The 19,452-nt window shown below is 63.7% G+C and carries 7 protein-coding genes; all 7 read left to right on the top strand.

The annotated features are described in order from the left end of the window. The first annotated feature begins 282 nt into the window (after nt 1–282). The 7 genes from LUU90_RS09235 to LUU90_RS09205 all read left to right on the top strand — a co-directional run bounded on the left by LUU90_RS09235 (nt 283) and on the right by LUU90_RS09205 (nt 19,211). Nucleotides 283–2,040, top strand: coding sequence for a DUF6119 family protein (locus LUU90_RS09235; RefSeq protein ID WP_275003087.1), 1,758 nt, complete (start codon nt 283–285; stop codon nt 2,038–2,040). Nucleotides 2,041–2,635: 595 nt separating this feature from the next. Beyond that, complete coding sequence (locus tag LUU90_RS09230) at nt 2,636–4,330, top strand: DUF2397 domain-containing protein (protein WP_275003086.1); 1,695 nt, start codon at nt 2,636–2,638, stop codon at nt 4,328–4,330. Continuing rightward, a complete protein-coding gene (locus tag LUU90_RS09225) occupies nt 4,327–5,655 on the top strand; it encodes a TIGR02678 family protein (protein WP_342469857.1) in 1,329 nt (442 codons plus the stop codon). The genes LUU90_RS09230 and LUU90_RS09225 overlap by 4 nt, the downstream gene beginning before the upstream one ends. Before the next feature lie 6 nt (nt 5,656–5,661). After that, on the top strand, nt 5,662–10,029 hold the full coding sequence (locus tag LUU90_RS09220; RefSeq protein WP_275003085.1) for a TIGR02680 family protein: 4,368 nt from the start codon (nt 5,662–5,664) through the stop codon (nt 10,027–10,029). Between the two features lie 3 nt (nt 10,030–10,032). Further along, the gene (locus tag LUU90_RS09215) at nt 10,033–11,424 is read left to right on the top strand and encodes a TIGR02679 family protein (RefSeq protein WP_275003084.1); all 1,392 of its coding nucleotides are present in this window, start codon (nt 10,033–10,035) and stop codon (nt 11,422–11,424) included. A gap of 315 nt (nt 11,425–11,739) precedes the next feature. After that, complete coding sequence (locus LUU90_RS09210; protein WP_275003083.1) at nt 11,740–15,747, top strand: Eco57I restriction-modification methylase domain-containing protein; 4,008 nt, start codon at nt 11,740–11,742, stop codon at nt 15,745–15,747. Next, entirely contained in the window at nt 15,744–19,211 is a 3,468-nt protein-coding gene (locus LUU90_RS09205; protein WP_275003082.1) for a helicase-related protein, read from the top strand. The genes LUU90_RS09210 and LUU90_RS09205 overlap by 4 nt, the downstream gene beginning before the upstream one ends. The last annotated feature ends 241 nt before the right edge of the window (nt 19,212–19,452 follow it).

Here is a 19,452-nt window from a genome sequence, read left to right as displayed (position 1 = left end):
CGCCAACTGCTTGCCCTCATGTCGGAACCAACCAGACGGAACCATTGACGACCTTCGCGATCTCTTGCGAAGGTAGTGGCGATGCGTTGTCCGGCACTCATGGCCGCGCGGGCCGACAGAGCCGTAACTGCAATGTAAAGGCGGTTCACTCGCAACGGCACACGCGCCGCATTCGTTTGGCCGTAGTCGGCCTGGCACTCTTGACACAGTCACCGGCCGACTACGCGAACAAATCCATAGACCGAACCACACAACGGCGAGTGGCCATGGCAGGGGTTTGCTATGACGGTTTCACAGGGAATTGCGGCTCCCATTTACAGGATCGATGTGGACGCCGCACTGGAATTTTTGGGAGACAATACCAATCTAGACGATGTCCCCGGCGGCATTATCACTCTTTACAACAAAGAAAAGGGTGAAGAGGTTTATCGCCTCGAAGGACGCTCTACAATCGACGGCTGCCAACTCGAACTATACAGAAACGTTAAGACGCGCCCAAACACGAGCACCTGGGTCCATTTCTTTAAAGGGTCAGGAATAGAGCTCGGCGAGATAAAGAATGAAATGCAACACCTTGTATGCTTTGTAGGTGAAGGCGGCGACCTATATGCCTACACGGCAGGCCAAGGCATGGTGGCGTTTGAGCGATTCATCGACATCTCATTTCCAATAGAGGTCGGCCGTCGAGTAGCGCGACCGGAGGTTAAGGGCGTCCGCTCGAGTCAGATAACGGGGGCCAACCTCGCAAGCGACGTCCATTTTAGGGATCCGCGCCGCATCTCGCACGTTGAATCTTTGGAGAACGTATGGACCGCACTGAGTGGGCAATTGCTGCCTGCAGTTGTCGAAGAGGCCTTGATCGTCTCGGTCTTCGGACGAAAGTCCAAGATAAAGGTTGACGTAACGGCATCGGTGCGGTTCGGACCCAAGGTCAAGACGCCTGAAAAGATTGTCGCACTCATCCGATGGCTGTCCCGCAAGGTGGATACGGACATCCCGGAAGACGACGGGTGGTCAAGCCTGGATGCGATAAAAGTACTGAATCCGCGCAAAAAGAAGGATCTTGTTGCGCGCCTCAAAGGGGAGCTTGCGGCGAGGGTCTTCCTGCGAGGGGAGTGCGAGAATATCGCGGTTACTCACGTGGATGCGTCAATTTACGATAATGCGACGGCATATACCGTGCTGCAGCAAGGTACGGTGATCTACGAGGGCCCCGACCGACCGAGTCTTGGCGATGTGGTCCGCAATGCCACCATCGACGGTGATGTGCTTGCGAACCTGACGAATATCTCCATCGCCAGCGAAAATCTTGACTATGGCGCAGGATTTGGCACGACGGGCACGCTGCTATCCCATCTGCATGGGGAATTGCGCCACGGAGAAAAGACGTACTACCTACTCGCGGGAAGATGGTACGAGGTCGAGGCTTCCTATATAAAGCAAGTCACGAAGGACCTTATTTCTACGCTTGAAGAGCATGAAATGGACCGCAGCAGAATTGGAATGAGGCCGTGGCAGGCATCCCAGAGCGAGGGTGAATATAACAAGAGATCTGTGAGTGACAGACTTCCATTCATAAATGGTGACCGAGTGTTGACGGACAATGTCGAGCTGTTTGACACGCTCGTATGGGACGACGAATCCGTTTACGTTGTTCACGTGAAACGCGGATTCGATGTCAAGATCAGAGATGTACGATCTCAGATCATTAACTCCGCGCACATTATCGAGAATGATCTGCGTGCCGAGGCTGGCACAAGGCTAAAAGCGCATTACAGGCGGCTCGTATCCAATGATCGAACCACTCTTGACGAGGTTCAATTCATGAATTTATTCGAGAAGCCTCGGACGTACGTGCTGGCGTACGGAAGCCCGGTCCAGGTAAACGCCAATTCAATTAAAAGATTCGGCTCGAGCGTGGCCCGTATGGAGGTTGTCTCTCTAGCAAACCAGTTTCGTCAGATCGGTGGAGCGGCAGCGAGGCTTTGCGTTGTATGGCTACCGATCGAGAGTGAAGGGAGCCTGGCGAACGATGCTTGACCGCCCCTGCGTCTAGTTCCCTTAGAGCATCACGACGCGATCTAGATTTGGGCGCCAACTGGGGCCATGTCTCTGGCGTTTGATCGACACTTGCCGCCTTACTGGCGTCGGGCAAGGCCGAGCTTTGCAAAAGGCTGGCGTGAACGCACGGGGGAAGCTCGCAGGTTGGGTTCTCACGAAATCGTTCAAACTCCAGGGGCAGATTTCGAATCCTTTGGCTCCACCGTGAACACCTCGTCTCGTCAGGGCAAACGCTCCGAGCCAAGCGGGGCTCTTGCTTCTCAGGCGTGATTGCGACCGTCGCGCGTACCCCCGCTGCCCGGGTTGAAGCCGACCAAGGTGCCCGCCGCAACCACGCGAACCGGGAGCGCGAGCGCTCTGTCGGCCCTGGCTGGTAGCCGGGGTCCGCTGTGGGCGCCGCCGACCTCGCGCGAGGTAGGCTCGGGGAGTAGAGGGCGCATCGAACCAACACTCTGGCCCGCGCCGGCAACAGTCACGAGACCCATTTCGCGATCGCTGCCAAGGGCGTCGCGAACCGGGTGAACTCAGGGACTATTGGGGACCTGTGTCAGGGTCTGCACCTACGGTTGGCGCCATGACCGAGACCGCGGGTGGTACCACGCAGCGGAGCTCTTTCACCATGACTGACGGAAGCGCCGGCCATGCGCTTGATGAGGCGGGGAAGGTCGTTGGCGCCGGTCTTGGCAACTCCTTTCCGGGTGACGGCTCGGACGACCACGCCGTGAGCGAGCCGTTGCCTGAGGCGGATCGGCTCGACCTCTACCGCTATGTGACCAACCCGGAAACTCGCACCGGCTACATCGCGCTCATGCGGTTGTTCACGACGTCGCTGCTCACGGATCTTTCCGCGAGCGAGGCCCGCGCGGCCCTTGAGAAGAGCGGCTATCAGGACCTGAGCGTGACCGACGTCGAGGCCCGCTGCAAGCAGCTTGAGCAGTGGGGCAACCTGATCCGGTCGGTGCGCGACGCTCGCGTGTCCACGATCTCGGAGTACCTGCGGTCGAAAGCCCGGTATCAGGTGTCGAAGTTCGGGGGTCGAGTCCACCGGCAGATCGACGAACTCCTCGCTGCGCAGGACGGCGCACGCGAAGTTGCCCGCGAGCTTCTCGGCGGCACGGCGGAAACCCTGAAACGGATCGCCGAAGCAGCCGAACGCCTTGCTGCGGGAGGCGAGGAGAGCGCCGGTGTAAGTGTCGACGCCCTGGCGGCGGACGTCACCACGGTCTTCAACAACCAGCGTCTCTTCGCCGACTCTGCGACAGACTTCTATGCCTTCGTCCAGGGCCGGATGGCGCGATATGACCTGAGCACACAGGAATTCAGCGTGTTCAAGACGATGCTGCTCGACTACGTGGAACTGATCTCGGCCGACGTCAACAGGCACGCGCCATTGATGGGCACCTACCTCGTGCGTATCACCATGAACCAGCCGACGCTGTTGGCTGCCCTGGCGAGCCTGCCTAGTCCGGTGGCCGCGGACGGCGTCGGTGAGCGTTCTCCAGGCCGGGAAGCTGACAACTGGGAGGCGCTGAGCGAGTGGTACCTCGGCCGTCGTGGCAGATCTGGGCCCGACCAACTACGGGCCGCAGCGGACCAGGCGCTCGGCCAGGTCCTGACCAATGCGAAGCGCATGCTGTCCGCCGCTGGTGCCGGCGTCTCGCGTCGCGCGGACTTCCTCAGGCTGGCGACCTGGTTCGACAACGCGGACACGCCGACTGCACACCGGATCTACGACGCGGCCTTCGGTGCCTACCCGTCCCGCCATCTCCTGTTCGGCCCACAGGAGGACGACGGTCGTGCCGGTCCGACGACCTCGTGGTGGGAGGGCGAACCCGTGGACGTACCCCTCTCGTTGCGTGAGCGGGGTGATCGCACCGCTCGCGGACGTAGCTCCAAGGTGCCCGACCCGGGGCTAGACCGCGAGCGGCTCCTGGCCGAGGCCGAAGAGGAAGAACGTCGCAACCGTGCGGCCGCTGCCGAGCTGATCGCGGTCGGCGACCTGAACGGTGCGCGGGTATCCCCGGCGGCTCGGAATCTACTGCTGGACCAGCTGGCCCAGCTGCTCGCTCGCGAACAGGACCTGGCGGAAATTGCCGAATACACCGACACCGATCTCGGCCTGCGCATCGTCGCCGCACCGGACGAGGTAGCTGCCACCGTCGTGCACAGCGACGACGGCGATACGACGGTCCATGGGGTGACGCTGACCGCGGGACCGGTGGAGACCTCAGGGACCGTGATACCGCTCAGAACGGAGTACACCGCATGATGACAGGCGATGACATGCCCTCCGTACCGGCCAGCGGACCCACGAGGTCAGGTACCGCACAGACGGACACCCATCTATCTGCGGAGCGCCGCGAAGCGGCTCGGGTCCTGATGATGCGCCCCATTCTCACCTCGGTCACCAATCCTGAGGAGACCGCGCTGGTCCGTCGCCACGCCACGGCACTCAAACGGCAGTTCCAGACCCAGCTCGGATACCCGCTCGTCGTCGAGACGGGCTTCGCACGGCTCGTGAAGCAGCCGCTCCCGCTCGATGCACCGGCTCGCGGTGCGCGCCGGGCGAAGAAGGACGACCTCCTGACGCCGCGTGCCTACACCTGCCTGGCGCTGCTGTGTGCGGGCCTGCTCGCACCGGGCACCGGCGAGCAGTCCGTTATCTCCTCGATAGTCGAGCAGTTGCGCCGCGACGCCGCGAGCATCGACATCACGATCACAGAGAGTCCAGCCGACGTCCGCGCGATCGTCGTCGCCCTGACGCACTTGGTCGAGTGGGGCTTGATCACCGAGACCGAAGGGACTGTTGCCGCGTGGGGTGAACGCAAGGACGAAGCCCTGCTCACGGTTCACCGCCCACTGCTCGCACACCTGCTGGCACGGCCACTCGCGAACCTCGATGGACCTGAGTCGCTGTGGGAGCCCGATCCCGATGCTCCAGTGCAACCCCGCCGCGACCTGCGCCGCAAGGTTGCCGAGAACCCAGTCGTGAGGCGGGAGTCGCTCACCGACGCTGAGGCTGATGCGCTCTCGCGCGAGCGGAGGGACATCGCCCACGCGCTGGACGACCTCCTCGGGCTCACGCTCGAGGTGCGTGCGGAGGGGGTGCTCGCATATGACGAGGGCGAAGAACTCTCCGACCTGAGTTTCCCGGGGCAGCACACCACACGTCAGGCCGCCTTGCTGCTGATCGACGCCGCCATCGACAGTGCACGACCGACCGCCGAGACGACCGCGATGTTTCACGGCCGGGAGGTTCCCGGTCTGCTCGTGCCGTGGTTCTCTGTCCGCGAGGAACTGGAGCAGCTCGCCAGCCGCAACGCCCGGGCTTGGCGAACCGACGCCCAGGACGTCGACGGGTTGCTGCGGTCCGTGATCGACCTCTTGACCGGAGTTGGGCTCGCGCAGGAGACCGACGACGGCATCGTCCTGCACCCGGCCTGCGCCCGATACCGCCCGGTGCCAGAACACACCCCGCGCCGAGCGCGCACCAACAGCACGACACAGGGCGCCCAGGACGGCGGTAGCTCCGTAGAGGACCAGGACCTGTTCACGCTGCTGCCCGAGCGACGTACATTCGAACAGGACGTGTGAGGAACGATGACCAACGGAACACTGAGCCCGGCTCCATCCGCTACCGGTGATGACCTCACGCCCGCACAGCATCACCCCGACAGGTGGGTCCTGAACCGTGCAGGCATCCTGAACGTCTGGTACTACCACGATTCCACCTTCGAGATCTCAGGTGGTCGCCTGATTCTGCGCGGAACCAACGGCTCCGGCAAGAGCCGTGCGCTGGAGTTGCTGTTCCCCTTCCTGTTCGACGCCGACCGGCGCCGGATGGACGCCACCGGTTCAGCCAAAGTGCAGCTCACAGACCTGATGAAGGCGGGCGCAGGGGAGGGATCCAATCGGGTCGGCTACCTCTGGGCGGAACTGCGCCGCCCTGCCGACGCTGATGCTGCCGCTTCAACATTCGGCGCGCCGGACAAGGCAGCGAGCGGCGACGGCTTCGAGCACCTCACGATCGGCGCGCACCTGCGCTACTCCCGATCCACGGGCGAGGTCAAGGTGCACTACTTCACCACGCCCCTGCGTGCCGGGATCGATCTGCCCCTGATGTCCCCGGCACGCGAACCACTGTCGCGCGAGGAACTGATGGAGCGCATCGGCGCCGATCGTGTCACCGCGCCGGCTGAACATCGCGCGCGCATCGCCCAGACGGTCTTCGGGCTCACCGGCGAGCGGGCCGCCGAGCGATACAACGGTCTGCTCCAGCTGTTGCACACCCTTCGTTCGCCGGATGTAGGCAACCGAATCGAGGAAGGACGGCTCCCACAGATCCTCACCGACGCGCTGCCGCCCCTGTCGGAGCAGGCGCTGGACGCGGCCGGGGAGAAGCTTGATGGACTCACCGAGACTCGAGCGAGCCAGGAACGGCTCAGGGCGTCCCTGGGGCACGTCTCGAACTTTCTTGGTATCTACGAGCGCTACGTGGCAGCTCGTGTGGCGGACGCAGCGACAGCGGCGAAGGACGCCGCGGACAAGAACCTCCACGCAGTGAGCGACGCAGACGAGCTGCGCAGGAAGCACGAGGATCTCCAGGCGGACAAGGCCAGAGTCGACTCCGAGCTGGAGGAGCTGGAGAGCACCGAGGGCGACCTCGAATCCACGATCAAGGGGATCGAAGAATCGAAGGCGATCGAGGACCTCAAGGATCTGCACGAGCGCGCTCGTCGGGTCGCGGCGCAGAAGGGCACCGCGGAGTCGACTCTCGCTGCGGCCCAGAGCGCTCGCGGGAACGAAGAGGCCACCGTAAAGCGGGCCGACAAGCAGGCGGACGAGGTCGTCAGAGCGGGCGCAAGGCTCAACAAGGCGTTGAGCGCGGCGCGGAGAGCGATTGCGGACGCCGGCGCGCCCGACGGAATGGTCGCGGGGTTGCCCGGAGACGTCAGCGTCACCCTTCTGACGGCATCCACCGACACGGCGGCGGCCCGCACGTCTGTCGATGGCGACCCGCAGCCGCAGCGGCGACCCACAGCGAAGCCGCTGACGATCGCGCCTGACGACGTCGAAGGCCTCGCCGACAAGATCGACCGCGTGCGCGACGTCGTCGAGCTGAGAATCGGCCAGGCACGTCAGCGAGCTGATGCCGCGCACAAGCTTGAGAACGAGCACCGAGAGGTGACTATTGCCGCGGAACGGGCAGACGAGAAGTTGGAGGAGGCCGAAGCTGAGGCGACCGCAGCCGAGAACCGCGCCGAAGAGCTTGGTCGTACGGTCGAGCAGTACGTAACAAGTTGGCGCGGCTGGTTGGCCCTGCCAATGATCGCTGACCTCCTGCGTTCCGAGCAGGCCGACGACCCCGCGCCGTCTGACCCTCGGGGATCGGAGACGAGTAATACGAGGCACGATCAGTCAACAACTACCGGCCGGCCGGTAACGGCTCTTGAGATGCTGGAAGGAGCCCTGACCGATCCCGATACTCTGACCGACGCACCGGCCGACCTGCTTGCGCGGCTCGATCGGGCCCCTCAGGAGATCACGGCTCCTGCGCACCAGCGACTCGCCGAGGAGTCCAGCGTCCTCAAGCTCGCTGACGACGCCGATCGTGATCGCGATCGTGAGCTCGCCGAGGAACAGACGGCGCTCAAGGCTGCCAAGGACCCAGAGCCAGCCTCCGCACGTTGGCAGAGCTCCTCCCCTGATGGCTCCGTGCCGCTGTGGCGGGCGATCGATTTCGTGGCTGACCTAGCCGAGGAAGCCCGGGCCGGTGTCGAGGGCGCTCTTGTCGCCTCCGGCCTCCTGACCGCGAGCATCGGCCCGGATGGGCACGTGCGCGCAGCGGACGGGCAACTGCTCGCCACGACCCAGGCGAGCGCCGTGACGGCTCGCTCCGCCATCGAATTTCTCCGGCCCGACCCCACGAGCGGGCTAGCCGCGGGCCTCGTCCAGGCGATTCTGGAGCGCATCGAGGTTCGTGAACCGGGCACCCCGCCCGGCGCGAACACGTCGCCTGGTGGGTCAGCCTTGTGGATTGCCGCGGACGGATCCTGGGGATCCGGCCCACTAGCGGGGCGCCACCAGCCGGCGACTGCACGGTATGTCGGAGTCGCGGCCCGGGCGGCGAACCGAGCTGCTCGTCTGGCTGTGATCGCCGCTGAACGGCAGGACATCGCCGAGGCGATGACCGCTCGAGCTACGAAGCGTCGGGAGATCGGCGACAAGGCCGCCGCGTTGCGCGCCGCCGCTGGTAACGCCCCTCGCAGCCAGCCGATATTCACCGCGCATCGCATCGCGCAGGATGCGACGCAGCGTGCCAAGAAGGCGGGAGCGGCGGCTGGGAAGGCCCGGGAGTACGCAGATGGCGTGCGCCGGGAATGGACAAAGGCTCAGCAGGCGCATCGCCAGATCTGCGAGGAGCGAGGGCTTCCAGTCGGGGCGCGAGAGCTGGACGATGTGCACCGCAACTCGCGTACCGCCGTCAGCATGTGTAACCACGCCACGGAAGAGCATGCCGGCCTCATACAGCGACTTGATGACCACACCTCTGCGCTGGCCGAGGTTGTCGAAGCCAAAGCCGCACGCCAGGCGGCAGAGTCTGACGCTGACAGCAAGTGGCTGGTCTGGAATAAGGAGGCCGCGACGCTTGCTGCCATCGAGCAAAATGTCGGCGTTGAGGCCAAGACCGCCGAACGGCTGCTGGAACAAACCCGCGAGGAACACACCAAGATACGTGGCCAGGTGGCCTCGGCTCGGACCCAGCGCGAGAACTTGATCGGCGAGGTCAGCCGTGCCTCGGGTGAAGCAGAACGTGCCCAAGGCGCCGTCGCCGGTACCGTGCAGAATCTCGGGATCGCCTCAGCGAGGCTTCAGCGGATCTGTGGCCTGACCGGGATCGCGGCAGCGGCTTTCGCGACCGATCCTGGGGAACTCGCCAGCGTCGAGACCGAGCCGCGCGCCATCAAGGCCATGGCCTCCCGGGTCCTTGCCGCGGTCCATGACCACGCGACGCGCTCCGACGAGACGACGCTGGGCCGCGCCCAGCAGGTGCTGGAGCGCGAGCTGTCGGGCGTCTACGACGTAGACGTACGCGTCGAGGACGGTGTCCGGCTCATTGCACTGTCCGACACGACGGGTACCAAGCCCGTCGCCGAGGCGGCCGCCAGCCTGTCCGAGCAGGTTGTGGCAGGTGACGCCGCCCTGACCGAACGGGAGCGAAGGGTCTTCGAGGAGTTCGTCCTCGGCAGTGTCGCTCGCGAGCTCCAGGACCGGCTCGCCCGGGCCCGCGAGCTCGTCGATGCCATGAACGCCTCGCTCGGCACGATCCGCACCAGCCACGGGATCGGCGTCAGGCTGCGATGGACGCTTGCCGAAGACTCAGACCCGGCGATCAGGCAGTTGCGGGACCTCGTCACGCTGCGCAGCGAGATTCGCAGGCGCGACCAGGACGTCGAACTGATCGACCTGCTAAAGGACCGCGTCGCACGCTCGTTCGCACTCGACCCCTCGGCCGGCTACACCGCGCATCTCCAGACCGCCCTCGACTACCGGCAGTGGTACCAGATGGACGTCATCATTCTGGGACCAGCACCCAACCAGGAACGACGCATCAGCAGGCGCGCCAAGCTCTCTCAGGGTGAGACGCGATTCGTCTCCTATGTGACTCTGTTCGCAGCGATCGACGCCTACCTGTCCGGGCTGCCCGACACAGGCAAGGCATTACGTCTGCTCCTGCTCGACGACGCCTTCGCCAAGGTCGACGACCCCACCATCGCCGAGCTGATGGGACTGCTCGTGCGCCTGGACATCGACTTCGTCATGACAGGGCATGCCCTGTGGGGTACCTACCCCCAGGTACCGAAGCTCGACGCGTACGAGGTGCGACGCGCCCAGGGAACGTCGGCGATCACCACCCACGTGCACTGGGACGGACGCAACCGGCATCTGCGGCCGATGGGAGAGTGACTGATGCTGGACAGGGAACACGATCCCGCGACCCCGGCTGACCACCGGTTGTCCCACGAGATCCGTGAGTATCTGGGCCATCCATCGCTCGCTGACCTCTGGGCTGCGATCCGGACGCACTTGGAACGCAACGAGCTGGCAGGGGCCGGAACCGTGACCGTCGAGCTCGACCACGATGCCGCGGATCTGCTCAACGGCCTGGTCGGGGCGTCTCGCAAGCCGTGGAAGCCAGGCCGTCGACAGGTCAGCCTGCAGGTGCTGGACACCGCACTGCGTGCTTCGGCCGCGCAGGCCGGCCTGGTGAGCGTCGTCGCCGACCTCACCGGAACGGCGCTGGTCGATCGGCGCGCAACCCGTGAGCAGCAGGAGCGGGTCCGCAGTGCGCTGTGGGCGGACCTGGACAAGGCGCTGGCCCGCGCCGGACTCGCTGACGCACCGTGGATCCCGGGATTCGTCGAGGGCCTCCGTACCTCGGGCCTCCTCACAAGAGCCGGCGAGGCTGCTGGGCGGATCGTGAGCGACGCTGGCGCCGTACTGACCGAACTCAAGAAGTCGGGTGTCCTGGCAGAGCGTCGGCCTGAGACCGAACCAACATCTGAGCCGCTCGAACCTGCCGTCGTCGAGCTGGGTGAGCTCGCTAGCCGTACCACTGGAGATGCGCACGGACTCGATGAGGGCCGCCCGATAGCCCGGCTGGTTCTGCGGGCTGCCGCCTCCGCGCTCGACGTACCGATCCCGAAGACAAGCAGAGGCACTCGGGATCTGTGGGCGATGCTCGGTGTCTCCCCGGACAACGTGTCCGGCACGGCACTGACCTGGGGACTGCGGCCCCCGGGCGACAGCCTATGGGCTCGGTCGATGCGCGAGCGAGCCGACGCCGGACTGGTCACACACCTGACACTTCAGGAGCTGGATGCAGCCGGTCTCATACCTGATCGATCAAACCCGGAGAGGGACCTGCAACCAGCCGTCGAACTAGGTACCCGGGTCTGGGCGTGTGAAAACCCTCAGGTCATACAAGCGGTAGCTCGTTCCCGCATCGATGCACCCTTCGTCTGCACCGCCGGCAACCCGTCGACAGCCGCCTGGCAACTGATGTCCCTGCTCATCAACGCCTCCGCAGAGGTCCGCTATCACGGCGATTTCGACTGGCCCGGCATCTGGATCGCAAACCGCCTGTACTCGCTCGGAGCCAGGCCGTGGCGGATGGGGGCCGTGGACTACGAGCACGCAGTGGACTCGCAGCAGGCGGCCGAACGCCTCCCTCTGGAGGGAGCACCTCGCCCGACACCATGGGACCTCGCTCTTGCGCCGACGATGCAGCGACGCCAGTCGGCGGTGCACGAGGAAGCGCTGCTCGACCTGCTGTTGCGCGACGCGTCGATCTCCTCCTAGACCCAGGCAGTGCGGACGCGTACGGCGACGGTTCGCTCGACGCCCCCGACGCCCATCGCGGACCGGATCAATCTGATGGGGCTCACCGCCGACAGGGCTACGCACCAGAGACGATCATCGCGCTGTAGGGCGAATTTACGTCCAGGGGCTCGGGTGAACTATTGAAGTTCTTCCGAGCCCCTGTTTGACACCCGACTAGAATCGCCACGTCGACCGGAGTAACTGCCTTGTTCCGACGCACCTCAGCAGGTAGCACCGTGAGGCCTACAAGAGTCGATGATCGTATGTAGCTGGACATAATCTGGGGAGACAAGAGTGCGTTTAGACGCCGACAAGGCTGTCACGTGGACGCTGGCGAGCCCGCCTGACGGCGTCACGCTTGAGAAGGTCTACCTTGGCCCTGACCCGTTCGGCCTAGGAGGGTTCCAGGTCGCGGTCGCGAAGGCGCTGATTTCGCCATCACGACAGGTGCTGCGGGATCTCTTCGCCGCCCGCAAGGGCAAGACCCAGATCCAACTTGTCGTCGCCGTGATCTACGACGGGACCGCACATCTGTTCGGCCCCGACCCACAGGCCCAGCCCATCGATCTGCCGGTGGAGCAAGCGGAACGCCAGCTCCAGTCGGTTCTGGCGGAGTCCGATGTACTTGCCGCAACCGAGCGGTTCGCTGGCTTCCGCAAGGCCAACGACTCGACCGGCGTTGCGGGCTTCACCAACAGTGGACTCTTCGCCTCTCACCACATCACGAGCAACGTCCCAAAGCGCTCCGACTGGGACGCGCTGGTTACGAAAGCCGCACCGCTTCTGAGCAAGCGCGGCAAGCAACTGATTGAGGCTCTTGGCTTCGGCACGCTGCCAGGGCCGAACGGAACGATGCTTCTTTCGATTGGGGGCCACCCCCCTCGCGCGGCGGCGGTCCTGCTCGATGACTCGGAGCAGTTTGATGCCAAGACTCAGCGCTTCCAGCTCTCGCCGGTCGCGTTCGGTCTCGCTGTTGCATCACGGCAAGAGGTTCCGTGGCTTGTCGTCCTGCGCAAGGACCAAATCCGACTCTACCCGGGTCGTGACGGTGTCGGCGTCGGGTCCAAGGGGCAGGCCGAGACCTTCTTCGAGATCGACCTTTCAACGATCGACTCCGGGTACGCAGCGCTTCTTCCGCTCATCTTCTCTGCGGATGCCCTAGCGGCTGAAGGAACCGCTGACGAGCTGCTGCGCGACAGTTCCCGCTATGCGACGGAGCTCGGTGCCCGTCTCCGTGAGCGCATCTACGACGAGATCGTCCCGCCTCTTGCTGTGGAAGTCGCAATGCGGCTGGCGCGGAGCGCCGGACTTGCGCTCAATGCTGAAGGCCTGTCGACTGCGTACCGCGTAACGCTGCGGATTCTGTTCCGGTTGCTTTTCCAGGCTTACGCCGAAGACCGTGGCCTCTTGCCGTCTGGACGCAACGAGGGATTTGACGCTAACAGCCTCAAGACAAACGCCAAACGTCTGCTCGACTCTCAAGCCGATGCGTTCGGCGACTCCTCGACGATCTGGTTAGACCTTGTGCAGGTTTGGGACGCGATCGACCATGGTAACTCGCAGTGGCAGATCCCTGCATACAATGGCGGCCTCTTTTCGACCGAGCCAGACCGCTCGCCTGAAGGAGCACTGATCAGTAAGATCGAGTTGCCCGATAGTGCACTCGGCCCCGCGTTGAAGAGCCTCTTAATCGATGTAAACAATGACGGCGTGCCCGGTCCGGTCGACTTCCGATCATTGAGTGTGCGCGAGTTCGGCACCATCTATGAGGGCCTGCTGGAAAGTTCGCTCTCGCTTGCCGAGGAAGACTTGACCGTAGACAGCAGTGGAGCGTGGGTTCCCGCGAGGGGAAGCGACGAGATCTATGCGTCTTCAGGGTCTGTCTATTTCCACACGGCATCGGGTGAACGGAAGGCTACAGGGTCCTACTTCACGCCGAAGATCGTTGTCGATCACCTGATCGAACGCTCGATCGTCCCATCGCTCGCTTCTCACCTGGAGAGAATTGCCGTATACCTCGACCACGGAGACGCGTCGGCCGCGGCGCGCGATTTTTTCGACTTCCGCGTCGCTGACCTCGCGATGGGGTCTGGGCACTTCCTTGTTGCCGCTGTCGACAAGATTGAAGCCCTAATGCGTACGTTCCTCACCGAGCACGCCGTACCCGGGGTCACGGAGGAGCTGTTGCGGCTTGCTGAAGTAGCCCGCTACGCCCTGGGCACCGATGACGTTGCCAAGAGCGATGTGGACGAGGTTGGGTTGCTTCGCCGCCAGGTGGCCAGGCGTTGCATCTACGGGCTGGACATCAACCCGATGGCGGTCGAGCTCGCACGCCTCGCGTTGTGGATACACACGTTTGTACCGGGCTTGCCGATGAGCAACCTCGACCATGGCATAGTTTGCGCCAACAGCCTGACGGGAATTGGCACGATCGACGAAGCGATCGACGCTCTGCATCCGTCACGTGCGCCGGGGCAGGCAACCCTGTTTGACGACGTCATCCTAGAGAACCTCGCCACCGCGAAGAACCTCCTCGTGGATGTTGGTAACGCCTCGGAGGCGAACAAGGCTGAAGTGAAGCAGGCTGCTGAGGCGATCGTCCGGGCACGAGAGGCCGCTCAACCAACTCGGCGAATCTTCGACGCGGCCGTAGCCACCCGCATCGGAAGAATCCCTCCCGCAATCGTCATGGATGACGAGGGGCTTGAAAATCTTATTTCCTCAGACGCGATCGACGACGTGCATGACCAGCTCAGGCCCGCGCACATGCCCTACCTTTTCCCCGAGGTATTTCTGCGCGATAACCCCGGGTTCGACGTCCTCATTGGGAACCCGCCATGGGAGAAGCTGCACGTCGAAGAACACCAATGGTGGGGACTGCGGATTCCAGGGCTCCGCGCGATGCGTCAACAGGAGCGTACGCGCGCCCTCGGAGAATTCCGGAAGTCCAGACCAGATCTCGAAGCCGAGTATGAGCGTGAAGTTGCCAGCGTCCGCGACATGAGTGAAGCTGTCGCCGCTGGCCCGTTCCCCGGTGTTGGGGCTGCCCACCTCGATCTATTCTCGGCGTTCGGTTGGCGCAACTGGCAACTACTCCGTGTGGACGGGCGTGCGGGTGTGGTCCTGCCCCGCAGCGCGCTTGCTGGCGCCGGCCTGGCCGAGTGGCGGCGGACGATTCTCCGGTCAGGATCGTTCCATAGTGTTGTGTCGCTTGTGAATACTGGGGGGTGGATCTTCGACAACGTTCATAGCGCCTATACGGTCTGCTTGACGGTACTCGCTAAGTCCGCCCGTAAGGTGGTTCGACTTTCCGGACCGTTTGGTAGTCAGAAGGACTTCCTCGCTGGATCCTCTCTCCTTGGGGAAGTCCCGGCTGACGAGTTCCTCGGTTGGTCGAACACCGCAGCATTCCCGCTCATACCCGACCCGGAATCTGCGGCGGTGTTCCGCCAGATGAAGCAGAGCCCACGGTTTGACGCCCCCCGCGAGAACTGGGAGTTTCGGCCGCTTCAGGGGGACCTGAATGCCACAAGTGAGCGCCGAGTGCTGGAGTTCGATGTGGACAAACCTCGTGGGCGCATTCCTGTAGTAACTGGCGCATCGTTTAAGATCTGGAACCCGACTGCTGGCCTGCCGAAGGCCTACGGACGCCCTGACGTATTACGACCGTATCTGACGGAGAAGCTCACGCGATCGGCACGCCTTAAACGGTCTGCGTACAACGGCCTCAAGTTCGAGAGGGGCACTCTCCCGCTTGATGGTGCCCGCATTGCATTTCGTGATATCACCAGGGCGACAGATTCGCGGACGGTTATTGCGTGTCTTCTTCCGCCTGGAACTGGAGCCATGGAAAAAGCTCCAGTTATCGTCCAACGCAAGGGCGGCGCGACTGAGACTGCCGCCCTCCTCGGAGTCATGTGTAGCATCCCCTTCGATTGGTACATGCGACGATGGGTCGAGCTGAAGTTGTCATTCGAGCTCCTGAGCCCAAGCCCGATTCCTTCGATCGACGTAGCGTCCAACTGGGGGAGGCGCTTGGTCAACGTTTCCGGACGCCTCGCAGCGAGCGACGAGCGCTTCACCGAATGGGCGGCAAGTGTTGGCGTGCAGGTCGGCTCTGTGAAGACAGAGATCGAGAAGAGCGACCTTGTGGCTGAGGCGGACGCTCTTGTGAGTCTCATGTATGGACTTACGGAGGATCAGATCGAGCACGTCTTTGCGACGTTCCACCGGGGTTGGGCGTACGAGGCTCGGCTCGACGCAGTGTTGAAGCACTACCGGCAGTGGAAGGTGCAGCCATGACACAGTTGCCTGACTTCGCTACTAACCACGCACCGAGCGAACTGACAACGACGGTCGCGGACAAGGTCAACGAACTCTTCCGCCTGCTTCGCGAGAACAAGGTCACCGCGCCCCCGATCGCGATCGCGACCGCGTACATCAATCCGGCGGGGTTCGCCCTGCTCGCGGATGAGCTTGAGGCTGCACCTCGCGTGAGATTGTTGCTCGGGGCCGAGCCGGAGGAGGACTCTGTTCGGGCCATCACCTCGGGGGACTCGGACCAGGACGTTCGGCGCGACGTGGCGATCAAGCACCACCAGGCATGGCTTGAGGCAGAGCGCGACACTATGGGCTTCGCCCGAGTGCCTACTTCCAAGGCGAAGCGGATGGTGGAGTGGCTGGAGAGCGCGGACCCGTTGGGCAGTGCCAAGGTCGAGGTGCGTCGCTACGCGGGCGGCTTCTTGCACGGCAAGACGTATCTCGTCGAAGATGCCGCGGCCCAGGCTGCTATTGCCGGGTCGTCGAACATGACCTACGCCGGACTTGCGCATAACGCCGAGCTCAACCTCGGTACTGGAGGAGGCACCAGCGCTGCAAGCAAGGTCAGCGAGTGGTTTGAACACTTCTGGAACCTGAGCGATCCCTACGATCTCGCTGGGCTCTACGGGCGCCTGTGGGATCCGCACACGCCGTGGTCGGTGTACCTGCGGATGCTGTGGGAGCTGTACGGGGAGCACCTCGACGCTGAGGAGAACCCCAACGTACGCACGGGTCTTAACCTCACCCGTTTCCAGGCTGACGGCGTTGTCCGCATGGAACGATTGCTCGACGAGCACGGTGGTGTGCTCGTCGCCGACGAGGTCGGCCTGGGCAAAACCTACCTCGCCGGCGAGGTGATCTACCGCACGGCGAACGTCAACCGTCAACGCGTGCTGATCGTCGCGCCTGCCGCGCTGAAGTCCTCAATGTGGGAACCATTCCTCGTCACCCACGACTTCAGTCGTTGGGTGCGCGTCTACTCCTACGAAGAGGTCCGCAACAAACTCGAACCGGACCACCCCGACAACCACGCATTCGTGCAGGAGGTCGAGGATTACGCGCTCGTCGTTATCGATGAGGCTCATAATCTGCGCAACGCCGGAGCCCAACGTTCCAGTGCCGTCGACAGAGTTATTGCCGCAGGCAGCCACCCGAAGAAGGTCGTGCTGCTGACCGCGACCCCAGTCAACAACTCGCTGACCGATCTTGAGACGCTGATCAAGTACTTCATTCGAGACGACGCGCGGTTCGCGTCCCTGGGCATCCCGAGCATCCGTGGCTACATCAAGCAAGCACAGGCCATTGACCCCGCGAACCTCACCCCGGAGCACCTGTTCGACCTGATGGATCAGGTCGCAGTGCGCCGCACGCGAAAGTTCGTGAAGGAGCACTACGCCAACGAGTTGATCATCGGGCCGGACGGCAGGCCGACGACGATCAAGTTCCCGCAGCCTAAGGTGCGCCGCATCGACTACGACCTGGACGACGATGGCCTCGCGCTCATCGATGCGATGGTCTACGCCCTGAACGACCCGACCGACCCGCATACTCTGCGTGCGTGGGAGTACCGATCGCTCGACCCCCAGCGGCTCATGCTCGCTCGCTACCTGTCAAGCATGTACACAGTCGACCACGATCTGCAGGAGTATCAGATCACGAACGCCGGCTTGCTCCGGTCCGGTCTGCTCAAGCGGCTGGAGTCCAGCCCGCAAGCGTTGCACGCATCATTGAAGAGGATGATCTCCTCCCACGAGGCGTTCCTCGATGCGCTCGGCAAGGGGTTCGTTCTTAAGGGCGAGGCCCTAACGGAGTGGGTGTCGTCCGACTCGGACGACCTCGATGAGTTCGTTGCCGAGTTCGACAGGGACGACCAGATCGAGTCGGTCGACGGCTATCACCTCCGCGAGCTGCGCGCGGACGTCGAGTCGGACATCACCCTGCTGCACGAACTGCGCGACCTTGCCGAGGTCGTGATCGACGGCATCGAACCCAAGGTCGAGCGCTTGATCGACGAACTGACGCAGATCGCGACAGATGCCCAGCGCGTCGACCCGCGCGGCGTGTCCCACACCGACCGTCGCAAGGTCATCGTTTTCTCGGCGTTCACCGACACGATCGTGCCAGTCCACGAGGCAGTGGTGAAGTCAATCGCGGACGCTCCGGCCGGGTCGCCGCTCGCCGATTACCGAGACCGAGTGGCGCCACCGATCATGGGCTCCTACGCACGCACGCATGAGCGGGGCGCAACCGGCGGCGTCGATCAGGGCGGACGCGCGTCGACAATCGCCAGCTTTGCCCCAGCGACCGCAGGCCCGCGCAACGCCGCTGGCGAGCCGACGGCGAAAGACGAGTTCGACATCCTCTTCACGACTGATGTTCTCGCCGAGGGCGTCAACCTCCAGCAGGCTGGCCAAATGATCAATTTCGACCTGCCTTGGAACCCAATGCGTATTGTGCAGCGCCACGGGCGAGTCGACCGCATTGGCTCCAAGCACGACTACGTCTACCTCGGCCTCTTCTTTCCCGCTGAGCGCCTGGACACATTGCTCGCCCTCGAAGACCGCCTCACCACAAAGCTGGCACTTGCGGACGCCGCCGTGGGCGCGGGCGAGGTCCTGCCAGGCCGGGCCCCAGGACACGAGATCAATCTCGCAGACGACCAGGTTGTTGACGACTTCGAGAAACTGCTGGACACCGGCGGCGCATCGGCCTCGCTATCGGGGGAGGAGTACCGCCGTCGTCTGTTCGGCGCGTTCAGCATGGAACCGCAACTCAAGGCTGACGTCCTCGGCCTGCCGTACGGATCAGGCAGCGGATTTGTCAACTCCGCTGTCCACGGCAACGGGTACGTCTTCTGCGTCAAGATCGGCGACAGTCCAAAGCCGTGGTTCCGCTACGTCCCCGCGGAGGACGACTGGTCGCTTCGCCATACCGACGAAGGCGTCCCGATCGTCTCCCAAGACACACTCATCTCGCTACGCGTCGCCGATCCGCAGAACACGATCGCCGAACGGTGGCTCCCTGAGAACGTCTATGACCACGCGTTCGACGCCTGGGAGGTTGCACGCGACAGTGTCTTCACGGCATGGAAGGAACTGACAGATCCCAACGCGTTCCAGCCGGACCTTCCGCTGTCCTTCCGCGATGCTAACCAGCTTGTGTTCCGCAAGGGCGCCTACCTCGGGCGGGACGCCCAGATCGCGATAGCTAACCGGCTGCGGAGCGTGCCGTCGGCAAAAGTCGCCCGGCAGGTCCGAGGAGCCCTGAACGAAGGTCGAACAGACGAGGAGCGAATCGGGTTGGTCATTCAGGTCCTTGACGATGCTGGAATCACCGCGCCGCCGCCTCGCAAGCCATTGCCCGATTTCGAAAAGCACGAGGTTCGGCTTGTGACGTGGATGGCCGTAAAGGGCACCCGTGGGGTGCCGTCAGAGGCGGGCGAGTGAGTTTCTGCGTATAACTTTCAGTCACCGCTGGGCTCGATCGTCCGTGCGCCTTCCACAGTTGATATGGCGCGGCTTCTGGGCGGGCCCGCGCAGCGCGCGTGACCAGGAGAAGCCGCCCGACCTGCCAGCTCCCTGTCCGATTCGTGGGTGGGTTGGGTGAGACGACCAAGGGCGTGGGCGTGCCTGAAGCCGCCATCAGGCATTCCCGCTAGCGTGGTGGTACTCGCACCCGAAGGAGACC

This window comes from Promicromonospora iranensis (genome assembly GCF_028994775.1).
GTDB lineage: Bacteria > Actinomycetota > Actinomycetes > Actinomycetales > Cellulomonadaceae > Promicromonospora > Promicromonospora iranensis_A.
This window is presented reverse-complemented; position numbering and strand designations above follow the sequence as displayed.